The following is a 22,739-nucleotide window of genomic DNA, read 5'->3' on the forward strand; positions in this document are numbered from 1 at the left end:
AAATGATTTATGATAAAAACCTATGTTATTTCTATGATATTGATCTGCATCAACCGGATTAAATTCAGAGAAAGTGCTGGTGAAATCTCCCGGGGAGGATCTTTGTTCCTGCCTTTTATCGTCAAGTTTGCAGGCGTCTCGCTCTCGCCATCGGCGTGGCGACGCGCGGCAAACAAATCGTGGCCAGCCGGGTTGATGGGACGCAACGAGGTGTGACCGAGGAAGCCATGGCCGGCGCGGCAGAGGACAGCATCGATCGACAGGAGCCCAGTGGGGCCGGTTCCCTGCTCTGGACCGCGGCGACCGCCGTGGCGCTGATCGGGATCGCGTTTCGGCCTCGGCGCCCCACGGCCGACCACCGACCGCCCCGAAGCGCCTCCGAGGGTCCGCACGAGCCCTCCCCCTCCGTCGAGGGAGCGCGGGCGCGTCACGTGGCACGGTCCGAACCCGAGCGGGGCCGCCGCGCCGAGAGCCCCACGGAGATCCCGCGCCTGGGCTGGAAGGACGTGGCGATGCGGACCTATCGCGACGTAGGCGAGAACCGCCTCATGCTGGTCTCGGCCGGGGTCACCTTCTTCGCCCTGCTCGCGATCTTTCCGGCCATCGCGGCGCTGGTGTCGCTCTACGGCCTGATCGCCGATGCCTCGACCATCAACGACAACCTGGCCTCGCTCCAGGGCGTGCTGCCCTCGGGCGCCCTGGAGATCGTCGGCGAGCAGGTGAAGCGCCTCAACGAGAAGGGCAACACGACCCTCGGCCTGTCCCTGCTGGTCAGTGTCGGGCTATCGGTCTGGAGCGCCAATGGCGGGATGAAGCATGTCTTCGACGCGCTCAACATCGTCTACAACGAGCGCGAGAAGCGGAACTTCATCATCCTCAATCTGATCTCCCTCGGCTTCACCGCGGGGGCGCTGCTGTTCGTCCTCGGTGCGCTCGGCTCGATCGTCGCGGTGCCGATCATCCTGCAGACCATCGGCCTCAGCGAGAACGCGTGGTGGCTCGCGCTGCTGCGCTGGCCGGTCCTGTTCCTGGTGGTGATGGGCGGTCTCGCGCTTCTCTACCGCTACGGCCCGAGCCGGGACGCGCCGCGCTGGCGCTGGGTGACACCGGGGGGCATGCTCGCCGCCTTCCTCTGGCTCGCGGGTTCCCTGCTGTTCTCGTGGTACGTCGCCAATTTCGGCAAGTACAATCAGACCTACGGGTCCCTCGGCGCCGCGATCGGCTTCATGACCTGGATCTGGATCTCGACCACGATCGTGCTGCTGGGCGCGCAGGTGAACGCGGAGATGGAGCACCAGACGGCGAAGGACACGACCGTCGGGCACCCTCAGCCCCTCGGCGAGCGCGAGGCCCGCATGGCGGATACGGTCGGCGCGGCAAGCTGATCGCATGCGTGTGACGGTAGGCTCGGAGCATAAGACAGGAAGATTTCGGGGCAGGCCTCTCAAGCATCCACATGATGATGTGCGAAGCGGGGCAAGAGCGAGGGAACGATTTCATGGCCTCGTTCGTCATTCCTGACGAAGAGGCGCATCGTGGCCCTCGACCGAAACGAGAGAGAGGAAACCATGCTCAAGGGTGGCTTGCTGTGGCTGATCGGGATTCCGCTGCCGATCATCTTGCTCATGTGGGTCTTCGGCGTCTTCCACTAGACACTTCATCTTGTTGCATCGCACAGGTGTGATCGTCTCGGGCGCCCGCTGAAGGATCGGCGGGCGCCTCTGTTTTGGGAGGCCGGTGCGTGAGGCGCGGCCCGTCCGAAACCGATCTTTCCGTCTCCTGGAAGACTGGAACGGGGCCCTGTCGCCCATGGTTCTCGGGACACCCAGAACAGGTCGAAAGACGGCGCCGCGGATTTCCGGCGCCGGGCAGAGGCGATGAACGCGACCCGTATTCCCTTGATCGGCCCTTCCGCCCCGGGCGGCGAGCGGAAGGACATCGGCCCCCTCGCGGAGCGATGCGTGCATCTCTGCATCGACATGCAGCGCATGTTCGCCGAGCAAACCGACTGGGAGACATCCTGGCTTCCGCGTATCCTGCCGAGCGTGATCCGCCTGGTGGAGGTGCATCCCGAGCGCACGGTCTTCACCCGGTTCGTGCCGGCGGCTCATCCCGGTGAGGGACGGGGCACCTGGGCGAGCTATTACGAGCGCTGGGCGTCGATGACGCGCGATCACCTCGACCCCGGCATGATCGACCTCGTGCCGGATCTCGCCCGCTTCGTGCCCCCGGCCGGGGTCCTCGACAAGCGCGTCTACTCGCCCTGGATCGGCACCGGTCTCGACGCCGCACTGCAGGCCCGGGGCGTCGACACCCTCGTCGTCACCGGGGCGGAGACGGAGGTCTGCGTCCTGGCCGCCGTGCTCGGGGCGATCGATCTCGGCTACTGCGTCCTGCTCGCGGGCGATGCCCTGTGCAGTTCCAGCGACGAGGCCCATGACGCGCTGATGGCCATCTATCGGATGCGCTACGGCCATCAGGTCGAGATGCTGACCACGGACGAGATCCTCGACCGCTGGCGGTGATCCCCCGGCTCCGGCGCGTCAGGTCAGCGGCAGGTAGGCGAACCGGTTCTCCGAGGGGCGGCTCTCCAGGAGCAGGGCGAGGCCGCGGTCCATGTCGCGCCCGCCGGCCTCCCAGCGGTCCCGGATCGAGGAGGGCGAATACTCGAAGCTCTTGGCGGCGAGTTCGTCGGCGGTTGCACGGTAGGCGAGGTGGAGAAGCCGCACCTTCGGCCCGTCCGGCTTGAGCCTCTGCCGCAGCGCATATTCCCGCGCGAGCGCAGCCATGCTGCGACGTCCGGCGCTGGAGAAGATCATGTCGTTGGCCCGCTCCAGAACCGCATCCAGGGAGGCGGGACGCGGCGCCCGCGGGCTGAACAGCTCGAGCGCCACGCAAAAGAGGTCGTCGTCGGGTTCGTTCGCGAAGACCGGATCGAGCGGCAGGTTGTTGACGTAGCCGGCATCGCAGAACTGGCGTCCCTCGATCTCGACGGGCGGGAAGGCCGGCAGAATCGCGGTGCTCGCAAGGATATGCTCCGGCCGGATCTCCTGGCACGTGCTGTCGAAGGTGACCTCCTCGCTGGTCTCGATATCGACGCAGGCGACGGTCAGGCGAGTCTCCCCGCTGTTCAGCCGCTCGAAGTCGACGAGCTCTGCAAGGGTACGCAGGAGCGGCCGATTGTCGAAGAGCGCGACATCGTTCGGGAGCCACGGCAGGGCGGACCACAGGCCGGGAAAGCGATGCTGATAGAGACTCGGCCGGCCGTAGAGCAAAGCCAGGAGCGCGTGCAGGCCGTTGTAGAACTGGCGCGGCTTCAGGGCGTCGATCAGGTTCGGCGCCGTGTGCTGGGCAGCCTCGTGCCAGAAGCGCCGCAGCTTGGCGACGCGCTCTCCGGGGGCGTTGCCGGCGATGATGGCGGCGGTGACGGCGCCGATCGAGGCGCCGACGACCCAGTCCGGCTGCAGGCCCTGCCGCTCCAGGATCTCATAGGCGCCCGCATGATAGGCGCCGAGGGCGTTGCCGCCCCCGAACACCAGGGCGAACCTGCCCTGTCCGTTCGGGAGCGATGGCCGAGCGAAGTCCGCGATCGTGGCCTCCTGCCCTGCCGGAGCCCGGCTCCCTTCCGCGATCGTCTCCGGCATCCTGGCTCCTGAAGCGTCCGGTCCCCGTGCCGCGCGGGAGAGGCGGCTCGCGATGGAATCAGCGGTCGGCCTTCTCGCCGGCCGTTGTGAGTTCGACGTACCGGCGGGTGGTCGGGACCACGAGGTCGCGTACGACCTTCGCCATCGCTTCCTCCTCCTTCAGCGATTGCTGGAGGCCGGTGAGGGTGGGCTGACCCGCGGCCTCGCCGATGCTCAGGAGCGAGGTGTAGGCGGCGATCTCGAAATTCTCGAAGGCGTGGTTGGCATAGGCGTTCTTCAGGATCTCGTCCTGAGCCGGGGTGTGACCGAGCGCCATCACGTTGCCGACGAAGCCGAGCACGCCCTCCTTGAGGCGCGAGGGGCTCTCGGCGAGGCTCTGGAGCACCTCTTCCAGGCGGTCGCGCTGCCCGTGGGTCTCCTCGATATGCCGGTGCAGCGCATCCTCCATCTCGGGATAGTTCTGTAGCCGCTCGACCTGCCGATCCATGATCTGCAGCGCCTGCAACTCGAGCGCATGCGTGTTCTTGAGCGCAGTGACAAAGATCTCACGCGTATCGATCGTCATAGCTTGCCAATCGTTGTCGTGGTTCCGGGTCTCGGGAGATCCGCCGGCAGCCGAACAAGTTCCTTGGGCCTCGGCGCCGTACCTTGAGCGTCAGCCGCTCAGCAGATGCAGGCTGAATCCGCCCTCCGGATCGAGCCACAGCCGCTCGGCGGTCCATCCGGCGCTTCCGGCCAGCGCCTGGAAGGCCTCGGGCGCGTATTTGTGCGAGGTGTCGGTGCGGATGCTCTCCCCGGCCGCGAAGGCGATGGCCTGCCCGCCCAGGCGATAGGTCGCGGCCTTCCGCGCCACGAGATGCGCCTCGACCCGGAACGGATCCTCGGCGAGCCGCGCCTCATGATGGAAATTGTCGCGATCGAAATCGGCGCCGAGCTCCCGGTTCAGGCGGGCGAGCAGGTTGAGGTGGATCGCGGCCATCAGGCCGCCGGACTCGCCATAAGCGCGCCGCAGGCGGCCGGGATCCCGGGTCGGGTCGGCGCCGACGAGGAAGCGGCTTCTCCCCTGCGTCTCCCGCGCGAGCGTGTCCCGGGCCCGGGCGAGGAAGGCCGTCGCCTCCCGCGGGGTGAAGTTGCCGATGCTGGTGCCGGGAAAGAAGCCCAGCACGTTCGGGCCCGCCAGTCCTGCCGGCAGCCGGATCGGCTTCGAGTAATCCGCACAGACCGGCGTCATGGCGACGGAAGGGTAGTCCGGCGCGAGGTGCGCGATCGCGGCCTCCAGATAGTCGCCCGCGATGTCGATGGCGACATAGGCTTCCGGGGCCTCCAGGGCGTCGAGCAGGGTGCGGATCTTGCGGCTTGCCCCCGCCCCGAACTCGATCACGCTGGCCCCCGCGCCGATGATCGCTCCTACCTCCGCGGCGACCCCGGGCAGGAGCGTCATCTCGCGCTTCGTCGGGTAGTAGTCGGGATGGGCGCAGATCCGGTCGAACAGGTCCGAGCCCGTATCGTCCCAGAGATACTTTCCGGGCAGCGTCTTCGAATCGCGGCTGAGGCCGTCGAGCGCATCGCGGAGGAAGGCTCCCGCTACGCCTATCGCAGGCTCCGCCATCTCAGAGCCCCTTCCGGGTGGCGGTGAGCACGGCGAGGGCGATGCGTTCCGCCTCCCCGTAAGCCGGATCGTCGAGTTCCTCGCCATAGGCATCCGGGTCGTGCTCCCGGTAGGACCAGTCGAGCCCGACCTCCTCGCAGAAGGCGCCAGCGGCCTCGCGGAAGCCGTCGCGCCCCTCGACGATGGCCGAGCCCGTGAACAGGACGAGGCTGCCGCCGGGGGCGAGGCGCTCCGTCGCCGTCTCGACCACGCGCAGGGGCAGGCCTGCCCCCAGGATGCCGCCGCCGTTCCGATAGGCACGCCCGCCCGCATCGACCATGAAGGGCGGATTGGAGACGATGAGATCGAACGCTCCCTCCACGTCGCGCAGCATGTCGCTGTGGACCGGACGGACATTCTCGACCCCGGCAAGGCGGGCATTGACGCGGGCGGCGCTCAGGGCCGCCGGGTTGATGTCGACGAGAACCACCTCTGCCTGGGGCAGGCGCTTGGCAACCAGGATGCCGACGGCGCCCGAGCCGCAGCCGATATCGACGATCCGCCGCGGCGCCGGCAGACCCGCGCGCGCCCGCGCTTCCAGGTGGTTGAGCACGGCCTGCGTGTAGCGCACCGTGTCGGGGCCGAAGAACACGGAATCCGCGGCGAGCGGCGGATAGGCGGCGTGCAGGAAGAGCTCGCCGTCGAGGCTCGACAGGCGAATGGTCGCCTTCAGGGCGCCGTCCGGCCCCTGCCCGCGCCGGAGCACGCCCGCTTTGTCCATCAGCCGCGTCAGTTCCGTGGGCAGCAGCTCGGGCCGGAACGGCCGGCTCCAGCCGAGGACATCGCGCAGGGAGCGGGCGGTCGCATTCTCGGGCCGGGCATTGACCCGGGCCTGGGTGGCGGGCGTCACGGTGGTGAAGGCGTAGCCGCTCGCGCGCACCGCGCGGACGAAGTCCAGGAGCGCGTCCTGCCGACCCTCGTCGCGGGAGCCGGTCCCAAGCGTGGTGGCGCCGGTGATCCTCGCTTCGGTCTGCAGCATCCTCAGCTCTCCATCTGGTCGGCCAGGAAAGCCCCCGAGCGCAGGTCGGCGGCGATCTGCTGCGCGTCCCAGGTCGCGCCGTCCTCGCGGCGGCGATAGGGGCAGACCCAGTCGTCCGAGACGGCCCGGCCGCTGAACTGGCGGGCGGCCGAGCGTTCGCCATGCTGCGCCAGCATCGGGTTGGGGGAGCCCGACCAGGCAATGTCGCGCTCGACGATCGACTCGCGCATGCGCGTGTAGCGTCCTTCCTCGCGCAGGCGCTCGAACTGATCGTGCAGATTGAACACGAGCGCCGGTGCTTCGAAGCGCCGCGCCTTGCGGCTCGCGCCTGGATGCAGCCCGACGATGAAGAATCCCTCCCCGCCCAGGCTCATCGAGAAATGCGGGTCGGCCGGGTCGGCGGCGACCCGCGGGTCGTGCCGGTGGCCGATGCCGCTGTCGTAATCCGATAGCGCCTGCATGCGCGCCCAAAGCGCCGCCTCGAAAGCCTCCTCCGAGAGCTTCTGCGGCGTCTCGAACACCACGGCGAAGCTCTGGAACAGGTCGCGCCGCTCGCGGTAGCGGCTGATGAAGGCGAGCAGCGCGGGGTAGATGCGGCTGTCATCGCCGCCGGATTGGATATCGCGGGCGACGATGACCCTCAACCGGCCACGGGAGAGGGCCGATTTGGCGCCGACGCAGGGGAAGGGCTGTTGTCGGATGAAATGCCGGAAGCGCTCGGCGAGCGGGTGACGGGCGTCGTTGGTAGGCAGCAGCATGACACCTCGTATGACGCGGGCAAGCGAAGGCCACAGGTCCGGCAGCGGCGCGGCCCGATGAAGATGGTTTCAGAAGAAGCGACAGTCGACCGCGCGCCACCCAACGTTCAGCGCGGATGATCTGGCAGGGAACCACGTGGTTTTGGTATTGTTCCGGCCGAAGCAGGATTGTCCACCAAGTTACGCTTCCGCTTTCTCTGGAAAATTTTCTTGATAAGGCGCGACATAGAGGCGCGGTGACGTGCAAAATCTGCACTGCATTGTCGCATGTTCTTCACGACTCGATCAGGTAATGGATCGGTTTGAAGGAGAAGTTGTTCGATTGCGGCGCCGAACACGCGGTGAGACCGACGATCAGGTCGGCTTCCGCCAGAAAGGTGACCCGGTCGCCTGCCCGGCTCAGGGGCGGCCGCACGGCGATCTCGCCGCTCTGCCCGTCGACGGTCACATGCATGAACACGTTGAAGGCGACGGGGATGCGATCGGGGCCGATCCCATAGGGCGCGAGGGCGGTGGCGAGGTTGCCATGGCAGCCCCGGTGGGGATGCTCCTCGCCGTAGATGATCCGGAAGGTGTCCGCCGAGCAGGGCGTGAGCAGGAAGTCGTGGCGCCCGACCGTGTCCTTGACGATGCGCAGGAGCACGTTGGAGCGGTTCGAGTAGATCGGGTCGCCCTTGGTGAGGAAGATGCGCGAGGCGTAGTCGATGCTGCGGCCCGAGGAGATCACTTCGTCGAGGTCGTCGCGACGGAAGGCGACGAGGTCGGCGACCTGCTCGCCCATCGGATCGATCACCGTGAGCCGCTGGCCGCGCTCCAGGGTGAAGGCCGCCCCGGAGCGGGGCGGGATCTCGTGGCGCACCGGCTGGCTCATGAACGCGTCTCTCCTGCTCGCGCCCGTAGGAAGCGCGACAAGGGATCTGGGGCAGGCGCGGCGTGGTTCCCGGGGCGAGGCCTCATTCCACCGGAATCGGGCGGACACGGAGACCGCCGATTTGGAGTCACGCTCTGCTTCCGCAACGGGTCATGCCGCCGAGCTGACGCTGCGCGGCCTCGCCCTCGGCACCGTCATCACCGTCCTGTTCATGACGGCCAACCTCTATATGGGCCTCAAGACCGGCATCACCTTCTCGACCTCGATCCCGGCCGCGCTGCTCTCGATGGGCCTGCTGCGCGTGTTCGGGGACGCCAACATCTTCGAGAACAACATCGTCCAGACCCAGGCCTCGGCCGCGGGCACCCTGTGCAACGTGATCCTTGTGCTGCCGGGCCTCGTGCTGATCGGCCACTGGCATGGCTTCCCGTTCTGGCAGACGACCGCCGTCTGCCTGATCGGCGGGTTGATCGGGCTCGCCTATTCGATCCCCCTGCGCCGGGCGCTCGTCCTCGAGGCGGGCCTTCCCTTCCCGGAGGGCGTCGCCGCGGTGGAGGTGCTGAAGGCCGGCGAGGCCGGGGACAGTGGCGGTCTGCGCCTCCTGCTCGGCGCGGCCGGAACCGGCGGCGTGATCGGGCTCGCGACCACGGGTCTGCGTGTGCTCGCCGACGGGGCGCATGCGACCCTGAGCCTCGGTCCCGCCCTGCTGCGGCTCGCCACCGGCTTCTCCCCGGCGCTGGTCGGCATTGGCTATCTCGTCGGTCTCGGCGCCTGCCTCGCCCTGCTCGCAGGAGTGGCGATCGCCTGGGGCATCGCCGTGCCGGTCTTGACCGCCCTCGGCCACGGGGACGGGACCGGCGATCCGGACGCTGTCGCCCGCACCGTCTGGTCGGACAAGGTGCGCCTGATGGGCGCCGGCATCATCGCGGTGGGCGCGGTCTGGACCGTGGTTTCCCTGGGCAGCCAGATCCTCGGCAGCATCCGCTCGGCGCTGCGCGCCGCGAAGGACGGCGGGTCGATGCGGAGCCTGCCGCGCCAGGAGCGCGACCTGCCCATCACCTGGGTCGCGGGCAGCGCGGTTCTGCTCGCCCTGCCGCTCGCCTGGCTCTTCTCCGATTTCAGCGCGGAAGCGCAGCTCGGCAGCCTGCACTTGGTGCTCGTCGCCGCCGCAAGCCTGTTCGCGGTGCTGTTCGGCTTCCTGATGGCCGCGGCCTGCGGCTATCTCGCCGGTCTGCTCGGCTCCTCCTCTAGCCCGATCTCGGGGATCGGCATCCTGACGACGCTTCTCTGCGCCGTTTTGCTGCCGCTGCTGATCGGCCGCGCGGCGGGGCCGGAAGGCGAGCGCTTCGTTATCGCCCTCTCCCTGCTGATCGCTGCGGTCATCGTTACCACCGCCTCGATCGCCAACGACAATCTGCAAGATCTTAAGACCGGACAGCTCGTCGATGCCACGCCCTGGCGCCAGCAGGTGGCGCTCGCCATCGGCGTCACGGTGGGCGCCCTGGTGATCGCGCCGCTGCTCGAACTGCTTTTCAACGCCTACGGTTTCGGGGATGTCCTGCCGCGGGAGGGCATGGAAGCGGGCAACTCCCTGCCGGCCCCTCAGGCGGCCCTGATGACGCAGATCGCCGGCGGAATCGTGCGCGGCGAGTTGCCCTGGGGAATGGTGCTCATCGGTGCCGGGCTCGGCATCGTCCTGGTGGCTCTGGAAGCGCGGCTGCGCAAAGGGGGGCGCTCCTTCCCGGCACTGACGGTCGGGATCGGCATGTACCTGCCGCTGGAGGTGGTGGTAACCATCGCGATCGGCGGGGTGCTGGGCTGGCTCACGCAGCACCGGCTACAGCGGATGAAGGCCGGGCCGGATCAAGCGGAGGAGAGATCCGCGCTGGCGCGCCGGCGCGGCGTCCTGCTGTCCTCTGGGTTTCTGGTGGGCGAAAGCGTGGTCGGCGTGGTCCTGGCGGGGGCCGACACCGTCACGGGGCGCAGCTCGTCCCTCGCGCTGGTGGGACCCGATTTCGGGCCTTATGCGGCCTGGCTGGGATCTGCCGTCTTCCTCGTGACGATCGCCGTCTTCTATGGGGTCGTCGTGTCACCGGCCGAAGGACGGCAGGGAGGAAACCACGCCCGTGATCGCGCACGAGCCTCTGCGGGATGAAGGAGAGCCGGCTTCAGTAATCGTGCCGTCTTCCCTCGCAGATCCTTAAGACATTTCGCCCAGGCTGACGCGAAATCACACTGGATGATACGGAAACGAGGATGCGCGCAGCGTCGGCGCGTCGTCGTTCCGGTTCTCCTGACATCGCCGGACGCTCCTGTGGTGACTGCAAGAACGAGTTCCTCCGAGCTCACCTCGGCCTTTGATCGGTGTCGTTTTGCGTTCGTCGGCGTTGCTCTGATGAGCGCACTGGTGAACCTGCTCTACCTCACCGGCTCGTTCTTCATGCTGGAGGTCTACGACCGGGTCATTCCGAGCCGGTCGGTGCCGACGCTGGTCGGGCTCTGCGTGCTGGCCTTCGTGCTGTACGCGTTCCAGGGCGTGCTGGAGGCGATCCGAACGCGGGTACTCGCCCGGATCGGTGCGGCGCTCGACGAGGCCCTGAGCGGGCGCGTCCTCGACGTGGTCCTGCGCGCGCCGCTCAGAGGCGGGATCGGCGGGGATGGGCTGCTGCCCTTACGCGATCTCGACCAGCTGCGTGCCTTCCTCGCCAGCGGCGGCCCTTCGGCCCTGTTCGACCTGCCCTGGATGCCGGTCTATCTCGTCATCTGCTTCCTGTTCCATCCGCTGATCGGCGTGGCCGCGCTGGCCGGCATGCTGGTGCTCGTGGCGCTCACCGTCCTCACGGACCGGGCGACGCGGGAGCCCACCCGGCGCGCCACCACCCATGCCCAGCAGCGCAACGCCCTGGCCGAGGCCGCCCGGCACAATGCCGAGGTGCTCGCGGCCATGGGCATGCGCGACCGGATCGGCGGGCGCTGGGCGCGCGCCAACCGCGACTACGGACAGGCCCAGCAGCAGGCCGCCGACGTCACCGGCGGCTTCGGAGCCGGCTCCAAGGTCTTCCGCACCGGCTTGCAATCCGGCGTGCTGGCGCTCGGCGCCTGGCTCGTGATCCACAACGAGGCCACCGCCGGCATCATCATCGCGAGCTCGATCCTGGTCTCCCGGGCCCTCGCCCCGGCCGAACTCGCCATCGCCCACTGGAAGGGTTTCGTCGCCGCCCGGCAGAGCTGGCACCGCCTGGCCGATCTCTTCGCGCGGCTCCCCGCGGAGCCGGTGCCGCACGCCCTGCCGGCGCCCGTCCGAACGCTCGGCGTCGAGGCGGTGAGCCTGGCGCCCCCCGGCGTGCAGCGCATCGTGGTGCAGGAGGCGAGCTTCACCCTCTCCGCCGGCCAGGGTCTCGGGGTGATCGGGCCGAGCGCCTCGGGCAAGTCCTCCCTCGCCCGGGCGCTCGTCGGGGTCTGGGCGCCGGTCCGTGGCAAGATCCGCCTCGACGACGCGGCCCTCGACCAATGGTCGAGCACGGCGCTCGGCGCCCATCTCGGCTACCTGCCGCAGGAGGTCGAGTTGTTCGCCGGAAGCGTAGCGGAGAACATCGCCCGCTTCGAGCCCGGAGCCTCGTCGGAGGCCGTAATCGCCGCCGCCCGGGCCGCGGGCGTACACGAGTTGATCCTCCGGCTGCCCGAGGGCTACGACACCAGGATTGGAGAATCCGGCGCCGGCCTGTCGGCGGGCCAGCGTCAGCGCATCGGACTCGCCCGCGCCCTCTACCGCGATCCCTTCCTCGTCGTGCTCGACGAGCCCAATTCCAACCTCGACGCCGAGGGCGAGGCCGCGCTGACGGAGGCGATCCTCGGCATACGCCGCCGCCGCGGCATCTGTGTCGTGATCGCCCACCGTCCGAGCGCCCTCGCGGCCGTCGATACGGTGCTGGTGATGGCGGAAGGCCGGATCCAGGCCTTCGGGCCGAAGGAGGAGGTGCTGCGGCGCGTCCTGCGGACGCCGCCGGCCCCCGTGCCGGCCCCGATGACCGCCGCGGCGGCCCTGCGGGAGAGCGCGTGATGAGCCGGTCCTCCGCCCCCCCCCTGGCGGCGGCCCTCGCGCCGCCGCCGATCGCGCTGCCTGCGATCCGCCGCCATCTCGCCCTCGCCTTTGGGCTCGGGCTGGTGCTCGTCCTCGGCATCGGCGGCTGGGCGACGCTTACCGACATCTCGGCAGCGGTGATCGCGCCCGGCCAGCTCGTGGTCGAATCCGACGTGAAGAAGGTGCAGCATCCGACCGGGGGCGTGGTCGGCGAGATCCGGGTGCGCGAGGGCAGCCGGGTCAAGGCCGGCGACGTGCTGGTCCGCCTCGACGAGACCCAGACCCGGGCCAATCTCGACATCCTGCTGAAGGCTCTCGACGAGCTCGCCGCCCGTCGCGCCCGGGACGAGGCCGAGCGCGACGGGGCCGCGGCGATCCCGTTCCCCGCGGCCTTGCTCGCCCGCACGGACGGCGACCCGACCGTCGCCCATCTTGTCGATGGCGAGCGGCGGCTGTTCGCGTCGCGCGTCTCGGCCCGCGAGGGCCAGAAGGCGCAGCTGCGCGAGCGCGTCCAGCAATTGCGTCAGGAGATCGGCGGCCTGACCCAGCAGGCCGAGGCCAAGAATCGCGAGATCACCCTGATCGGCCAGGAGCTGAAGGGCGTGCGCGAGCTCTTCGCAAAGAATCTCGTGCCCTTCTCCCGGGTCACCGTACTGGAGCGGGACGCCGCCCGACTCGAAGGCGAGCGCGGCCAGCTCGTCGCCGCCACGGCCTCCGCCCGCGGCAAGATCGCCGAGACCGAGTTGCAGATCCTTCAGATCGACCAGGACATGCGCACCGAGGTGGGCAAGGACCTCGCCGAGATCCGTGGCCGCTGGTCGGAGCTTACCGAGAAGCGGGTCGCCGCGGAGGACCAGCTCAAGCGCATCGACCTGCGTGCCCCTCAGGATGGGGTGGTCCATCAGCTCAGCGTGCATACGGTGGGCGGGCTCGTGGTGCCGAGCGAGCCGGCCATGCTGATCGTGCCGGAGGCGGACCAGCTCCTCGTCGAGGTCCGGGTGCAACCCCAGGACATCGACAATGTGCGCCTCGGCCAGAAGGCGATGCTGCGTTTCTCCGCCTTCAACCTGCGCACGACACCGGAGGTCGAGGGCGAGGTGGCCCGCGTCTCCGCCGATGTCAGCCAGGATCCGAAGACCGGTCAGCCCTTCTACACTGCCCGGATCCGCCTGAGCGACGGCGCCCAGGAGACCCTGGGCGCCCTCCGTCTCGTGCCCGGCATGCCGGTGGAGGCCTATCTGCGCATCGGCGAGCGCTCCGTGCTCTCCTATCTCACCAAGCCTCTCACCGATCAGGTGGCGAAGGCCTGGAGAGAGCGCTGAGGCGCGCCGACCCGCCTCAGCGTTCGGCGCGTTCGGTCTTGTAGTGGCCGGCCGCGACCTTGCCGTCCCCGCCGGAAGCGGCCTTCTGGTCGGCATGGCCGCCCGAGGCGCCACCGGTGGCGGGCGGGGTCCGGCCCGGGGCGTGGGCGCTCTTCTCCCACTCGCCCCGACGTTCGGAATCGCTGCGGCCGCCCGTGCCTTGCTGGGTGATCGCCGCCTGCTCCGCGGTCTGGGCGTCGCCCTTGCGGTGGTCGGCCCGGCTGCCGACCACGTCGTCGGGCTTGCGGGTGACGGTTTCCGTCGGCGCGTGGCGCTCCGGCATGGCGTCAGTCCTCCTTGCCCACGGCGGCGGTGGCGCGCTCGATTGCCTCGGATGTCGCTCCGTCGCCGGGCTTGTCGCTGCTCGGGTCGGAGAGGCGTCGCACCGTATCGTTCGGCGTCTCGGCCTCGGTCGGGTCGGTCGCATCCTGGCGCGGCTTGCCCGAAGCGAGGCGCGCGGTCTCGGCCGGGCCGTCCGGCTCGCTCGCCAGGGCCGCCTGGGTCCGGGATGGGATGCCGACATCCAGGGGTGACTCGCCGCCGAGATCCTGGCCGTTGCGGTCGGCATAGGCGTCGAAGCTCTTCAGGTTCGGCCGTTCGCGGTCTTCCGTCATGGTTGTCCTCCGTGTCTGGAGGGACAACCCCGCCTCATGGGGCAAGTTGCCGACTGCGGCGACGGGCCGTCCGGGCCAACGAAAAGGGGCGGAGATGCTCCGCCCCTTTCAAAATCTTGTCCGGTGCCGCCCCCGCCGGATGGAGGTCCGCTCCGGCAGGCGGCAGGCTCCCTCAGATGCCTTCGAACAGGGCCGAGGAGATGTAGCGCTCGGCGAAGGAGCAGGCGACCGTGACGATGCGCTTGTTGCGGAACTCCGGCCGGCTGCCGAGCGCCAGCGCGGCCGCGACGTTGCCGCCCGTCGAGATGCCGCCGGGGATGCCCTCCAGCTTGGCGAGCAGGCGCGAGGTCTCGAAGGCGGTCTCGTTCGAGACCGTGATCACCTCGTCGACCACGGAGCGGTCGAGGTTGTCCGGAATGAAGCCGGCGCCGATGCCCTGGATCTTGTGCGGGCCGGGCTGGCCGCCGGAGATCACGGGAGAGTCGGTCGGCTCCACGGCCACGACGCGCAGGTTCGGCAGCCGGGGCTTCAGCACCTGGCCGACGCCGCTCACCGTGCCCCCGGTGCCCACGCCCGCGACGAAGGCGTCGAGCTCGCCATGAGTATCGTTCCAGATCTCCTCCGCGGTGGTCTTGCGGTGGATCTCCGGGTTGGCCGGGTTCGAGAATTGCTGCGGCATCACCGCGTCCGGGATCTCGGCGAGCAGCTCCTCGGCGCGGGCGATGGCGCCCTTCATGCCCTTCGGGCCGGGAGTCAGTTCGAGCTGGGCGCCGAGGAAGGCGAGCATCTTGCGCCGCTCGATCGACATGGTCTCGGGCATGACGAGGATCAGGCGATAGCCGCGGGCCGCCGCGACGAAGGCCAGCGCGATGCCGGTATTGCCGGAGGTCGGCTCCACCAGGGTGCCGCCGGGCTTCAGACGGCCGGACGCCTCCAGCGCGTCGATCATGTTGACGCCGATGCGGTCCTTCACGCTCGCGATCGGGTTGAAGAATTCGAGCTTGAGCAGGATCTCGGCCTCGACGCCGCGCTCCTTGGTCAGGCGGTTCAGGCGGACCAGCGGCGTGTTGCCGATGGTCTCCGTGATCGAACCGAAGATCCTGCCGTGGCCGAGCTTGCGCGCCGTGTCGGAGGTTTGTGTCGCCGTGTCAGCCATCTCGTGGAACTCCCTGGGCCGCATCGCGCGGGCTCCGCGGGCCGCTTCAGGGCGCCGCACGCACGCGCCGGATGCCGTCGCAGGGGACGCCTAGCGGATTTCCGGATAGCCGTCGAGGCCGGAGCAAATCCGGACGGTATCGCAAAGGTTTACCGGTCGCCGTGCCGGCCTGGCGTCCGACGATCGCCCGAACAGAGCGTTCTCGGCCTATCGCGCCTCTTGGAATATTCTTCTATGATTCGGCGCGTCTGCGCGACAAAGACTTCGTGTTGGAAACGAGCGTGTTTTTTCATCGCGCAAGGAAGACGGCGGAGAAAACCAGGGCCAGCGTGCCGAGCAGGGGCATGCCTGCAGCGATCCAGGCGGCGCGCTGGTCATACCCGCGCAGGTAGACATAGCCGCTCTCGGCGAATCGACCGGCCCGGGGAGCGAGCCGCGCCACCGACCCTGAATCCGCCCGCGCCATGCCGATGCTCCCGCCGGTGAAGGCCGGTCGCGCCGGCCGCGGGGCTTAGAGAGCGGGTCGGGGCATGAAGAAGAATGAACCTGCGCCGCCGATCGCGGATCGTCGTCAACGAAGGGTAAAGCCGAGCACGCAAAACGCGGCCACAAGGGCCGCGCTGTCGCAGAGAACGGTCGCGTGGAGCGACGCTTACAGGGCGCGGTCGAAACGCAGCTCGCCGTTGGGGCTGCGGATCACGAGCTGCGAATCCACCATGTCCCAGGCGCCGGCGGTGCGCAGAGCCACGAAGAAAGCCTGCTCCACGGCGCTGATCGCCTTGTCGCAGCTCTTCTTGCTGATCGCCAGCGGACCGACCGCGAGGTGCTGCTCGCGCAGAGGGAAGGCGGTAGCCGCGAAGGTGTTGCAGCCGCCATAGCCACGGGCGCGGTACTGGGAATCGATGATGAAGCTCGGGCGGTCCGAGCCGGTGAAGGGCTTGCCGTTGAGGCTCACCGCCGTCCAGGTGGAGCCTAGGGGGAACATCTTCTCCTGAGGCTTGGCCTGCGGCACGTATTGCGGCTTCTTCTCCTGGCGGCCGCCCTGGCCGAACCCGCTCGGGTTCATCTGCGCCTGCGCGGACGTCGCAGCGCCCATCGCAAACGCGCCGGCCAGCGCGGCGAGCAGCATCCTTCTCATCGTCAGACCCCCTTCTTCCGCGCGTCGATCGCGTCGCAATGGATGTCGCCGGAGCCCGGGGCCGGGTTCCGACGGCATGCGGATCGGATAAGATTCAAGCTTTAATGTGGTCAAGCATGGCGCGTCCTCCGCGCGAATGCTTCCACGGGGAAAGAGCATCCGGGCACCGCCGTCGCGTTGCGGGCCTGCAACGATCCCGCCGCTCGCGCGGTTAGCTTGAGCAGAGCCACATCACAGGGAGAGACGGCGTGACGGGGTCGGACGAGGCGGGGCCGAGCGGTTATGCGGCCAACACCATCGCACCTTCCCAGTCGCGGGCGGCGCGCGGGCTGCTCGGCTGGTCGGAGGCGGATCTCGCGAAGAAGCTCGGCCTCGACGCCTCCTTCGTGCGGAGCTTCGAGGCGGGCACGGGCGATCCCGCGAGCGGACAGATCGAGGCCCTGCGCAGCGCCCTGATGCATGCGGGCGTGGTCTTCACCAACGAGGGCGGCTCGCCCGGCGTCAGGTTGTCCGACCAGGGTCGGGGCGAGGGCATCAGGGCCGACGACCTGACCACGGAGAACGATCGCTGAGGCGCCCGTTCAGGGCGCCATCGCCAGCGCCTTGAGGTCGAAGCCCGGATCGGCCGCCTGCTCCGGGTTCAGGGATTTGCGCGCGCTCAGGATGCGCCGTGCGGCCATGTGGTCGGCGGGGCGGTTGATCGATTCCACGGCGCTCAGGCCACCGTCGCGGAAGCGGAACACGGAGAGGGACGCACCGGCGCCCCGCGTCACCGCGCTGTCGCCCGGCAGACCGAGACCGACAATCTGCAGCTTCTGCGGGCCCTGGTCGCTCCAGAACCACGGCACCGCGTCGTAGGCGGCAGGCCGCCCGGTCAGCCGCGCGGCGAGGCAGCGGCCCTGATCGACGGCGTTCTGCACGGATTCGATCCGCACGCGGTCGCCTCCCGGGAAACCCGCGGCGTAGCGCGTGGGAAAGCGGACGCAATCGCCGATCGCCGAGATCGCCGGGTCGGCGGTGGCGAGCAGGGCATCGACTTCGATGCCGTCGCGGACGGCGAGCCCGGCTTCCGCGGCAAGTTCCTGGTTCGGCAGGACGCCGATGCCGACGAGGACGATATCGGCGGGAAGCCGCGTGCCGTCCTTGAGGAGGACGGCATGCACACGCCCCCCCTCCCCTTCGATCGCCGTGACGCCGGCCTCGAAGCGGAAGGCGATGCCCGCCGCCTCGTGGGCGGCGCGGAAGGCCTCGGAGGTCTCCCGCGAGACCGCCCGCGCCATCACCCGTTCCGCCGCCTCGATCACGGTGACGGCGAGGCCACGCCCAGCGCAGACCGCGGCGAATTCGAGCCCGATGAAGCCGGCCCCGATCACCACGACCTCTTTTGCCGCGGAGAGAGGCGCCTTCAGCGCGTCCGCCTCGTCGAGGGAGCGGAGCTGGTGGACGCCCGCGAGATCCGCGCCGGGGACGGGCAAGGGACGGTTGCGGGCGCCGGTGGCCAGGATCAGGTGGTCGTAGGCCACGCTCTCGCCATCGGCGAGCCGCAGGCGCCGGGCCTCGCGCTCGATCGCCACCGCGCGCGCGCCGGCGCGATGGCCGATCGCGTGCTCGGCCAGGAAGGTCGCCGGGCGCAGCAGCAGCCCCTGCGCATCCGTCTTGCCGGCGAGATAGGCCTTGGACAGGGGCGGCCGCTGGTAAGGCAGCGCCGTCTCCTCGCCGATCAGCGTGATCGGATCCTTGAAGCCCGCCTCGCGCAGGGAGGCGGCCGCCTGGAAGCCGGCCTGGCCGGCGCCGACGACGACGATCCCCACTGTGCTCATCGTGCAGCCTCTGCCATCGCCATATCGAGATCGGGCAGGAAGCGGGCGCCCTCCTTCACGAGGTAGTCCCAGAACGCATCCGCCGCCGGCCCGAGCACCTTGTCGGAGCGGCGCACGATGTACCAGTCGCGCCGGACAGGCAGGCCCTGCACGTCGAGCAGGACAAGGCGGCCGGCGGCGACCTCGGAGGCGACGGTGTGGGCGGAAAGCAGGGCGATGCCGAGCCCGGCCATCACCGCCTGCTTCAGGGTCTCGTTGGAGCCGGCGTCGATCCCGAGCTTGGCCCGCCGGATCATCACGCCGTTCATGAATTCTTCGAAGACCGAGCGCGTGCCCGAGCCCTCCTCGCGCACGAGGAAGGATTCATTGGCGATGTCTCCGCGGTCGAGGCCGCGCTTGCCCGCCAAGGGATGCTCCGGCGAGGCGATCAGCACGAGGGGATGCGGCCCGAACATCTCCGCCTCGATGGCGAAGTCCCGCGGGGGGCGCCCCATGATCGCGAAATCGATCTCGTAGTTGCGCAGGGCGTCGACCGTCCCGGTGCGGTTGCCGACCGTGAGGCTGACCTCGACCTGCGGGTGATGCTCCATGAAGCCCGCGATCATCGCCGGGGCGAAGTACTTGGCGGTGGAGACGACGCCCATGGCCACGCGGCCGCCGCCGCCACCCTTGAGGGTGCGCAGCCGGTCCGTGCAGGTCTCGAGCACCGTGTTGATGCTGTTGATCGCCCAGAGCATCTCCCGGCCCGCATCGGTCGGCTTCAGCCCCGTGGGGGTCCGGTCGAACAGCAGCAGCCCCGCCTCCTCTTCAAGCTGGCGGATGCGGGCGTAGAGGGCGGCCGAGGTGACGTTGAGCTCCTGGGCGGCCCGGGTCATGGTGCCGAGCCGGGCGACGGCCGCGACCGCCTGGAGCTGCTTCAGGGACAAGTTCCGCATGCCCTGCTTTTAGTTTTTTTGCACGGCACCACAAGTTTTTTAGAATTCGTTCCACCACCCGCTTGCGCCGGCTGGTGCTCAGGTTATGGCGCAGGATAACATGAGCGGGAGCGGAGGCGCGCGGAGCGTGGCCGTAACCGATTCACGAGCGCCTGGGAAGGAAACGGCCACTACGATGACGCAGCCGATCGGATCCTCTCTCGCCGACCACCTGTCCGCGGAGGTCGCGCGGGATGCGCGCCTCGCCGACACCGCCGCGACCGTCGCGGCGATTGCTGAAGCCGCCATCGACGTGAGCGAGGTGGTGGGCCGCGGCTATCTCGCCGGCGATCTCGGCGCCCAGGGCGAGCAGAACAGCGACGGCGACGTGCAGAAGGCCCTCGACGTGATCGCCCACAAGCGCTTCACGCAGGCCCTGCAGGCGGCGCCCGTGGCGGAGGTCGCCTCCGAGGAGGCCGAGGACGTGATGGTCCTCAACCCGGGCGCGCCGCTCGCCGTAGCGATCGACCCCCTCGACGGCTCGTCGAACATTGCGGTCGGCATGGTGGTCGGCACCATCTTCGGCATCCGCCCCGTCGTGTCGGATCCGAGCGATCCGAACGCCTCGTTCAAGACGCCCGGCACCACCCAGACAGGCGCGGGCTTCGTGGTCTACGGCCCGGCCACGACCTTCGTGCTGACGCTGGGCAACGGCACCCGGATCTTCACCCTCGACCGCGCGACCAGGACGTTCCGCCTCACCCACGACGCCATCACGGTGGTGCCGAGCGCCAACGAATACGCGATCAATTCCTCCAACGGCCGGCACTGGGACACGCCGATCCGCGCCTTCATCGAGGATTGCCTGCGCGGCAGCGAAGGCCCGCGCGACCGCGACTTCAACATGCGCTGGACCGCCGCCCTGGTGGCCGACGCCCAGCGCGTGCTGATCCGCGGCGGCGTGTTCCTCTATCCGGGCGACAACCGGAAGGGTTACGCCCAGGGCCGCCTGCGCCTGCTCTACGAGACCGCGCCGATCGCCTTCCTGATGGAGCAGGCCGGGGCGGCGGCAACCGACGGGCAGTCCCGCATCCTCGACATCGTGGCCACGAAGATCCACGAGCGCTCGCCGCTGGTCTTCGGCTCGGTCGACGAGGTCGAATGCGTCGCCAAGTACTATGAGGGGCGCCAGCCCGCGGCCGGGCGCTCGCCGCTCTTCGGCCAGCGCGGGCTGATGCGCAGCTGAGCGTCAGGCCGCGCCCGCAGGGTTCCAGGTTCGTCAAGCAGCGATGTCGGCGCGTCATCCCATCATCTCGGTCACCGGCTCCTCGGGAGCCGGCACGACCTCCGTGCGTAACACCTTCGAGCAGATCTTCCGCCGGGAGGATGTGAGCGCGGTCTATATCGAGGGCGACGGCTTCCACGCCTTCGACCGCGACACCATGCGGGCGATGATGGCCAAGGAGCCGACGCTCAGCCATTTCTCGCCCAAGGCCAACCTGCTGCCCGAGCTGGAGCAGGTCTTCCGCAGCTACAGCGAGACCGGGACCGGCCGCACCCGGGCCTACGCCCATGACGAGGCGGATGCCGCCCGCTACGGCGTGCCCGTGGGGCAGTTCACCCCCTGGGAGGCGTTCCAGCCGGGCTCGGACCTCCTGTTCTACGAGGGCCTGCATGGCTGTGTCGTCGACAACGCCGTCGATCTCGCCCGCTATCCCGACCTGAAGATCGGCGTGGTGCCGGTGATCAATCTGGAGTGGATCCAGAAGCTGCACCGCGACCGCTCGACCCGCGGCTATTCCACCGAGGCCGTGACCGACGTGATCCTGCGCCGGATGCCCGACTACGTGCAGACGGTCTGCCCGCAATTCTCCTGGACGGACATCAACTTCCAGCGGGTCCCCACCGTCGACACCTCGAATCCCTTCATCGCCCGCTGGATCCCGACCGCGGACGAGTCGATGGTGGTGATCCGCTTCAAGGATCCCCGCGGCATCGACTTCTCGTACCTGATCTCGATGATCCAGGGCTCGTTCATGTCCCGGGCGAATTCCATCGTGATTCCCGGGGGCAAGCTCGACCTCGCCATGCAGCTGATCCTGACGCCGATCATCATGCAGCTGGTGGAGCGCAAGCGGCGGCTGGCCTGACGCGCTGCCCTGTCGCCCGGGCATGGGGCCTCTACATTGCGTTGCGAGAACGCGCTAACCCCGGACGCGCCGTTCGGGTAATGGCCGGGCGGCCCGGCCCCCGCCGGTCCGTCCGAAGGAAGACGACATGACGATCATCGCCCCCTCCATCCTGTCGGCCGATTTCTCCCGGCTCGGGGAAGAGGTGCGCCTCGTGGCCGAGGCCGGGGCCGACTGGATCCATCTCGACGTGATGGACGGGCATTTCGTGCCCAACATCACCTTCGGCCCCGCCGTGGTGAAGGCCCTGCGCCCGCACACGGACAAGCCTTTCGACGTCCATCTCATGATCGCGCCGGCCGATCCCTATCTCGCCGCCTTCGCCGAGGCGGGGGCGGACACGATCAGCGTGCATGTCGAGGCCGGGCCTCACATCCATCGCTCGCTGCAGACGATCCGGTCGCTGGGCAAGCGTGCCGGCATCGCACTCAATCCCGGCACGCCCGCGAGCGCCGTCGAGCCGCTCCTCGACATGGTCGATCTCGTCGTGTGCATGACGGTCAATCCGGGCTTCGGCGGGCAGAGCTTCCTTCCCTCGACGCTCGAGACCGTGGCGCGGGTGAAGGCGATGACGGCCGGACGCGGCATCGACATCGAAGTCGATGGCGGCATCACCCCCGAGACCGTGGCGGCGGCGGCGAAGGCCGGGGCCAACGTGTTCGTGGCGGGCTCGGCCGTGTTCGGCCAGGGCGAGGCGCGTTACGCCCGCAACATCGAGGCGATCCGCGAGCGTGCGGATGCGGAGACCGGCCTGCGATGCTGAAGGCGCTGATCTTCGACGTCGACGGCACGCTCGCCGAGACCGAGGACCTTCACCGGCAGGCCTTCAACCGGGCCTTCGGCGCCCTCGGCCTGCCCTGGAACTGGTCGCCGCAGGACTATGCCGAGCTTCTCAAGGTGATGGGCGGCAAGGAGCGTCTGCTCCACTACATCGCCCGCGACCATGCCGAGGACGCGCCCGCGCTGCGCGCGCGCATGCCCGAGATCCACGGGCTCAAGACGCGGATCTACGGCGAACTGATCGAGAGCGGCCATCTCGGCCTCCGCCCGGGGGTGGCGCGGCTGGTGCGCGAGGCGCGCGGCGCCGGGCTGGCGCTCGCCGTCGCCACCACCACGAGCCGGCCGAATATCGATCTGCTCCTGCGCATCAACTTTCCGGAGGGCGAACGCGCCTTCGACGTGATCGCGGCCGGCGACGAGGCCGAGCACAAGAAGCCCGCGCCCGACATCTTCGAGATCGCCGTGCGCCGCCTCGGCATCACGCCCTCCGAGGCCATCGCCTTCGAGGATTCCGCCGCCGGCATCCGTTCGGCCCTCGATGCGGGTTTGCCCGTGGTGGCGACCCGCAGCCTCTATACCGAGAGCCATCGCCTGGACGGCGCCTTCTCGGCGGTCTCGGATCTCGGCGAGCCCGGGCATCCCCACCGTCACATCGCCGGACTCGAATGGCCCGAGGGCCGCGTCACGGTCCCGGCCCTGCGCGATTGGCACGAGGCGCGCTTCGGCCGAGCGGCGTGACGGGAACGGGGAAAGAAAAAAGCGCGCCCTAAGTGGACGCGCTGATAA

The 22,739-nt window shown here is 69.1% G+C and carries 23 protein-coding genes; 10 read left to right on the forward strand and 13 right to left on the reverse strand.

Annotated features, from left to right (window positions below):
• Nucleotides 1-227 precede the first annotated feature (227 nt).
• Complete coding sequence (locus tag MMB17_RS00080) at nt 228-1,385, forward strand: YihY/virulence factor BrkB family protein (RefSeq protein ID WP_241102293.1); 1,158 nt, start codon at nt 228-230, stop codon at nt 1,383-1,385.
• Nucleotides 1,386-1,979: 594 nt separating this feature from the next.
• Nucleotides 1,980-2,525, forward strand: coding sequence for a cysteine hydrolase family protein (locus MMB17_RS00085; protein WP_338041792.1), 546 nt, complete (start codon nt 1,980-1,982; stop codon nt 2,523-2,525).
• An 18-nt stretch (nt 2,526-2,543) separates the two neighbouring features.
• Here the strand turns inward: MMB17_RS00085 and MMB17_RS00090 are convergent, their stop codons facing one another.
• From MMB17_RS00090 to MMB17_RS00115, 6 genes are all read right to left on the reverse strand, one after another.
• Nucleotides 2,544-3,644: a patatin-like phospholipase family protein gene (locus tag MMB17_RS00090; protein ID WP_241100635.1), complete on the reverse strand. Its 1,101-nt coding sequence runs from the start codon at nt 3,642-3,644 to the stop codon at nt 2,544-2,546.
• Nucleotides 3,645-3,702: 58 nt separating this feature from the next.
• Entirely contained in the window at nt 3,703-4,209 is a 507-nt protein-coding gene (locus MMB17_RS00095; protein WP_241100636.1) for a ferritin-like domain-containing protein, read from the reverse strand.
• 90 nt (nt 4,210-4,299) lie between these two features.
• Nucleotides 4,300-5,253 (reverse strand): L-histidine N(alpha)-methyltransferase, encoded by a 954-nt coding sequence (egtD, locus tag MMB17_RS00100; RefSeq protein WP_241100637.1) that lies wholly within the window; start codon nt 5,251-5,253, stop codon nt 4,300-4,302.
• A 1-nt stretch (nt 5,254) separates the two neighbouring features.
• Nucleotides 5,255-6,271, reverse strand: a complete 1,017-nt coding sequence (locus MMB17_RS00105; protein WP_241100638.1) for a class I SAM-dependent methyltransferase — start codon at nt 6,269-6,271, stop codon at nt 5,255-5,257.
• 2 nt (nt 6,272-6,273) lie between these two features.
• On the reverse strand, nt 6,274-7,029 hold the full coding sequence (gene gntA, locus MMB17_RS00110; protein WP_241100639.1) for a guanitoxin biosynthesis heme-dependent pre-guanitoxin N-hydroxylase GntA: 756 nt from the start codon (nt 7,027-7,029) through the stop codon (nt 6,274-6,276).
• A 274-nt stretch (nt 7,030-7,303) separates the two neighbouring features.
• Entirely contained in the window at nt 7,304-7,900 is a 597-nt protein-coding gene (locus MMB17_RS00115) for a DUF1989 domain-containing protein (protein ID WP_241100640.1), read from the reverse strand.
• Nucleotides 7,901-8,021: 121 nt separating this feature from the next.
• Here MMB17_RS00115 and MMB17_RS00120 point away from each other — a divergent pair, with 121 nt between their 5' ends.
• From MMB17_RS00120 to MMB17_RS00130, 3 genes are all read left to right on the forward strand, one after another.
• Nucleotides 8,022-10,055, forward strand: coding sequence for an OPT family oligopeptide transporter (locus tag MMB17_RS00120; RefSeq protein WP_241100641.1), 2,034 nt, complete (start codon nt 8,022-8,024; stop codon nt 10,053-10,055).
• 159 nt (nt 10,056-10,214) lie between these two features.
• Nucleotides 10,215-11,960: a type I secretion system permease/ATPase gene (locus MMB17_RS00125; RefSeq protein ID WP_420847306.1), complete on the forward strand. Its 1,746-nt coding sequence runs from the start codon at nt 10,215-10,217 to the stop codon at nt 11,958-11,960.
• Nucleotides 11,960-13,303: an HlyD family type I secretion periplasmic adaptor subunit gene (locus MMB17_RS00130; protein WP_241100643.1), complete on the forward strand. Its 1,344-nt coding sequence runs from the start codon at nt 11,960-11,962 to the stop codon at nt 13,301-13,303. Before MMB17_RS00125 ends, MMB17_RS00130 begins: the two co-directional genes overlap by 1 nt.
• Nucleotides 13,304-13,319: 16 nt before the next feature.
• Here the strand turns inward: MMB17_RS00130 and MMB17_RS00135 are convergent, their stop codons facing one another.
• From MMB17_RS00135 to MMB17_RS00155, 5 genes are all read right to left on the reverse strand, one after another.
• Nucleotides 13,320-13,625 carry a hypothetical protein gene (locus MMB17_RS00135; RefSeq protein ID WP_241100644.1) on the reverse strand — a complete coding sequence of 102 codons (306 nt, stop codon included), beginning with the start codon at nt 13,623-13,625 and terminating at the stop codon, nt 13,320-13,322.
• Between the two features lie 4 nt (nt 13,626-13,629).
• Nucleotides 13,630-13,956 (reverse strand): hypothetical protein, encoded by a 327-nt coding sequence (locus MMB17_RS00140; protein WP_241100645.1) that lies wholly within the window; start codon nt 13,954-13,956, stop codon nt 13,630-13,632.
• Between the two features lie 172 nt (nt 13,957-14,128).
• Entirely contained in the window at nt 14,129-15,112 is a 984-nt protein-coding gene (gene cysK / locus MMB17_RS00145) for a cysteine synthase A (protein ID WP_241100646.1), read from the reverse strand.
• Nucleotides 15,113-15,401: 289 nt separating this feature from the next.
• Nucleotides 15,402-15,578: a hypothetical protein gene (locus tag MMB17_RS00150; RefSeq protein WP_238309897.1), complete on the reverse strand. Its 177-nt coding sequence runs from the start codon at nt 15,576-15,578 to the stop codon at nt 15,402-15,404.
• Between the two features lie 186 nt (nt 15,579-15,764).
• Nucleotides 15,765-16,250 (reverse strand): META domain-containing protein, encoded by a 486-nt coding sequence (locus MMB17_RS00155; protein WP_238309896.1) that lies wholly within the window; start codon nt 16,248-16,250, stop codon nt 15,765-15,767.
• A gap of 248 nt (nt 16,251-16,498) precedes the next feature.
• Between MMB17_RS00155 and MMB17_RS00160 the strand changes: the two genes are divergently transcribed.
• Nucleotides 16,499-16,822, forward strand: a complete 324-nt coding sequence (locus MMB17_RS00160) for a helix-turn-helix domain-containing protein (RefSeq protein WP_241100647.1) — start codon at nt 16,499-16,501, stop codon at nt 16,820-16,822.
• A gap of 9 nt (nt 16,823-16,831) precedes the next feature.
• On the opposite strand, the gene MMB17_RS00165 is transcribed toward MMB17_RS00160, so the two are convergent.
• Nucleotides 16,832-18,070, reverse strand: a complete 1,239-nt coding sequence (locus MMB17_RS00165) for an NAD(P)/FAD-dependent oxidoreductase (RefSeq protein WP_241100648.1) — start codon at nt 18,068-18,070, stop codon at nt 16,832-16,834.
• Nucleotides 18,067-19,005 (reverse strand): LysR family transcriptional regulator, encoded by a 939-nt coding sequence (locus MMB17_RS00170; RefSeq protein WP_238309893.1) that lies wholly within the window; start codon nt 19,003-19,005, stop codon nt 18,067-18,069. The genes MMB17_RS00165 and MMB17_RS00170 overlap by 4 nt, the downstream gene beginning before the upstream one ends.
• Nucleotides 19,006-19,180: 175 nt before the next feature.
• Between MMB17_RS00170 and MMB17_RS00175 the strand changes: the two genes are divergently transcribed.
• The 4 genes from MMB17_RS00175 (at nt 19,181) to MMB17_RS00190 (ending at nt 22,691) form a co-directional block, all read left to right on the forward strand.
• A complete protein-coding gene (locus MMB17_RS00175) occupies nt 19,181-20,230 on the forward strand; it encodes a class 1 fructose-bisphosphatase (RefSeq protein ID WP_241100649.1) in 1,050 nt (349 codons plus the stop codon).
• A gap of 43 nt (nt 20,231-20,273) precedes the next feature.
• Complete coding sequence (locus MMB17_RS00180; RefSeq protein ID WP_238309891.1) at nt 20,274-21,134, forward strand: phosphoribulokinase; 861 nt, start codon at nt 20,274-20,276, stop codon at nt 21,132-21,134.
• A gap of 127 nt (nt 21,135-21,261) precedes the next feature.
• Entirely contained in the window at nt 21,262-21,936 is a 675-nt protein-coding gene (rpe, locus tag MMB17_RS00185) for a ribulose-phosphate 3-epimerase (RefSeq protein WP_241100650.1), read from the forward strand.
• Nucleotides 21,930-22,691: an HAD-IA family hydrolase gene (locus MMB17_RS00190; RefSeq protein WP_238309889.1), complete on the forward strand. Its 762-nt coding sequence runs from the start codon at nt 21,930-21,932 to the stop codon at nt 22,689-22,691. Before rpe ends, MMB17_RS00190 begins: the two co-directional genes overlap by 7 nt.
• The last annotated feature ends 48 nt before the right edge of the window (nt 22,692-22,739 follow it).

Origin of the sequence: Methylobacterium organophilum, from assembly GCF_022533465.1 — a bacterium.
Classification (GTDB): Bacteria; Pseudomonadota; Alphaproteobacteria; order Rhizobiales; family Beijerinckiaceae; genus Methylobacterium; species Methylobacterium organophilum.

Coding starts and splice junctions, on each gene's coding strand:
- MMB17_RS00080 (WP_241102293.1), top strand. CDS start 228: ATGGCCGGCGCGGCAGAGGACAGCATCGATCGACAGGAGCCCAGTGGG.
- MMB17_RS00085 (WP_338041792.1), top strand. CDS start 1,980: ATGCAGCGCATGTTCGCCGAGCAAACCGACTGGGAGACATCCTGGCTT.
- MMB17_RS00090 (WP_241100635.1), bottom strand. CDS start 3,644: ATGCCGGAGACGATCGCGGAAGGGAGCCGGGCTCCGGCAGGGCAGGAG.
- MMB17_RS00095 (WP_241100636.1), bottom strand. CDS start 4,209: ATGACGATCGATACGCGTGAGATCTTTGTCACTGCGCTCAAGAACACG.
- egtD (WP_241100637.1), bottom strand. CDS start 5,253: ATGGCGGAGCCTGCGATAGGCGTAGCGGGAGCCTTCCTCCGCGATGCG.
- MMB17_RS00105 (WP_241100638.1), bottom strand. CDS start 6,271: ATGCTGCAGACCGAAGCGAGGATCACCGGCGCCACCACGCTTGGGACC.
- gntA (WP_241100639.1), bottom strand. CDS start 7,029: ATGCTGCTGCCTACCAACGACGCCCGTCACCCGCTCGCCGAGCGCTTC.
- MMB17_RS00115 (WP_241100640.1), bottom strand. CDS start 7,900: ATGAGCCAGCCGGTGCGCCACGAGATCCCGCCCCGCTCCGGGGCGGCC.
- MMB17_RS00130 (WP_241100643.1), top strand. CDS start 11,960: ATGAGCCGGTCCTCCGCCCCCCCCCTGGCGGCGGCCCTCGCGCCGCCG.
- MMB17_RS00135 (WP_241100644.1), bottom strand. CDS start 13,625: ATGCCGGAGCGCCACGCGCCGACGGAAACCGTCACCCGCAAGCCCGAC.
- MMB17_RS00140 (WP_241100645.1), bottom strand. CDS start 13,956: ATGACGGAAGACCGCGAACGGCCGAACCTGAAGAGCTTCGACGCCTAT.
- cysK (WP_241100646.1), bottom strand. CDS start 15,112: ATGGCTGACACGGCGACACAAACCTCCGACACGGCGCGCAAGCTCGGC.
- MMB17_RS00150 (WP_238309897.1), bottom strand. CDS start 15,578: ATGGCGCGGGCGGATTCAGGGTCGGTGGCGCGGCTCGCTCCCCGGGCC.
- MMB17_RS00155 (WP_238309896.1), bottom strand. CDS start 16,250: ATGAGAAGGATGCTGCTCGCCGCGCTGGCCGGCGCGTTTGCGATGGGC.
- MMB17_RS00165 (WP_241100648.1), bottom strand. CDS start 18,070: ATGAGCACAGTGGGGATCGTCGTCGTCGGCGCCGGCCAGGCCGGCTTC.
- MMB17_RS00170 (WP_238309893.1), bottom strand. CDS start 19,005: ATGCGGAACTTGTCCCTGAAGCAGCTCCAGGCGGTCGCGGCCGTCGCC.
- MMB17_RS00175 (WP_241100649.1), top strand. CDS start 19,181: ATGACGCAGCCGATCGGATCCTCTCTCGCCGACCACCTGTCCGCGGAG.
- MMB17_RS00180 (WP_238309891.1), top strand. CDS start 20,274: ATGTCGGCGCGTCATCCCATCATCTCGGTCACCGGCTCCTCGGGAGCC.
- rpe (WP_241100650.1), top strand. CDS start 21,262: ATGACGATCATCGCCCCCTCCATCCTGTCGGCCGATTTCTCCCGGCTC.
- MMB17_RS00190 (WP_238309889.1), top strand. CDS start 21,930: ATGCTGAAGGCGCTGATCTTCGACGTCGACGGCACGCTCGCCGAGACC.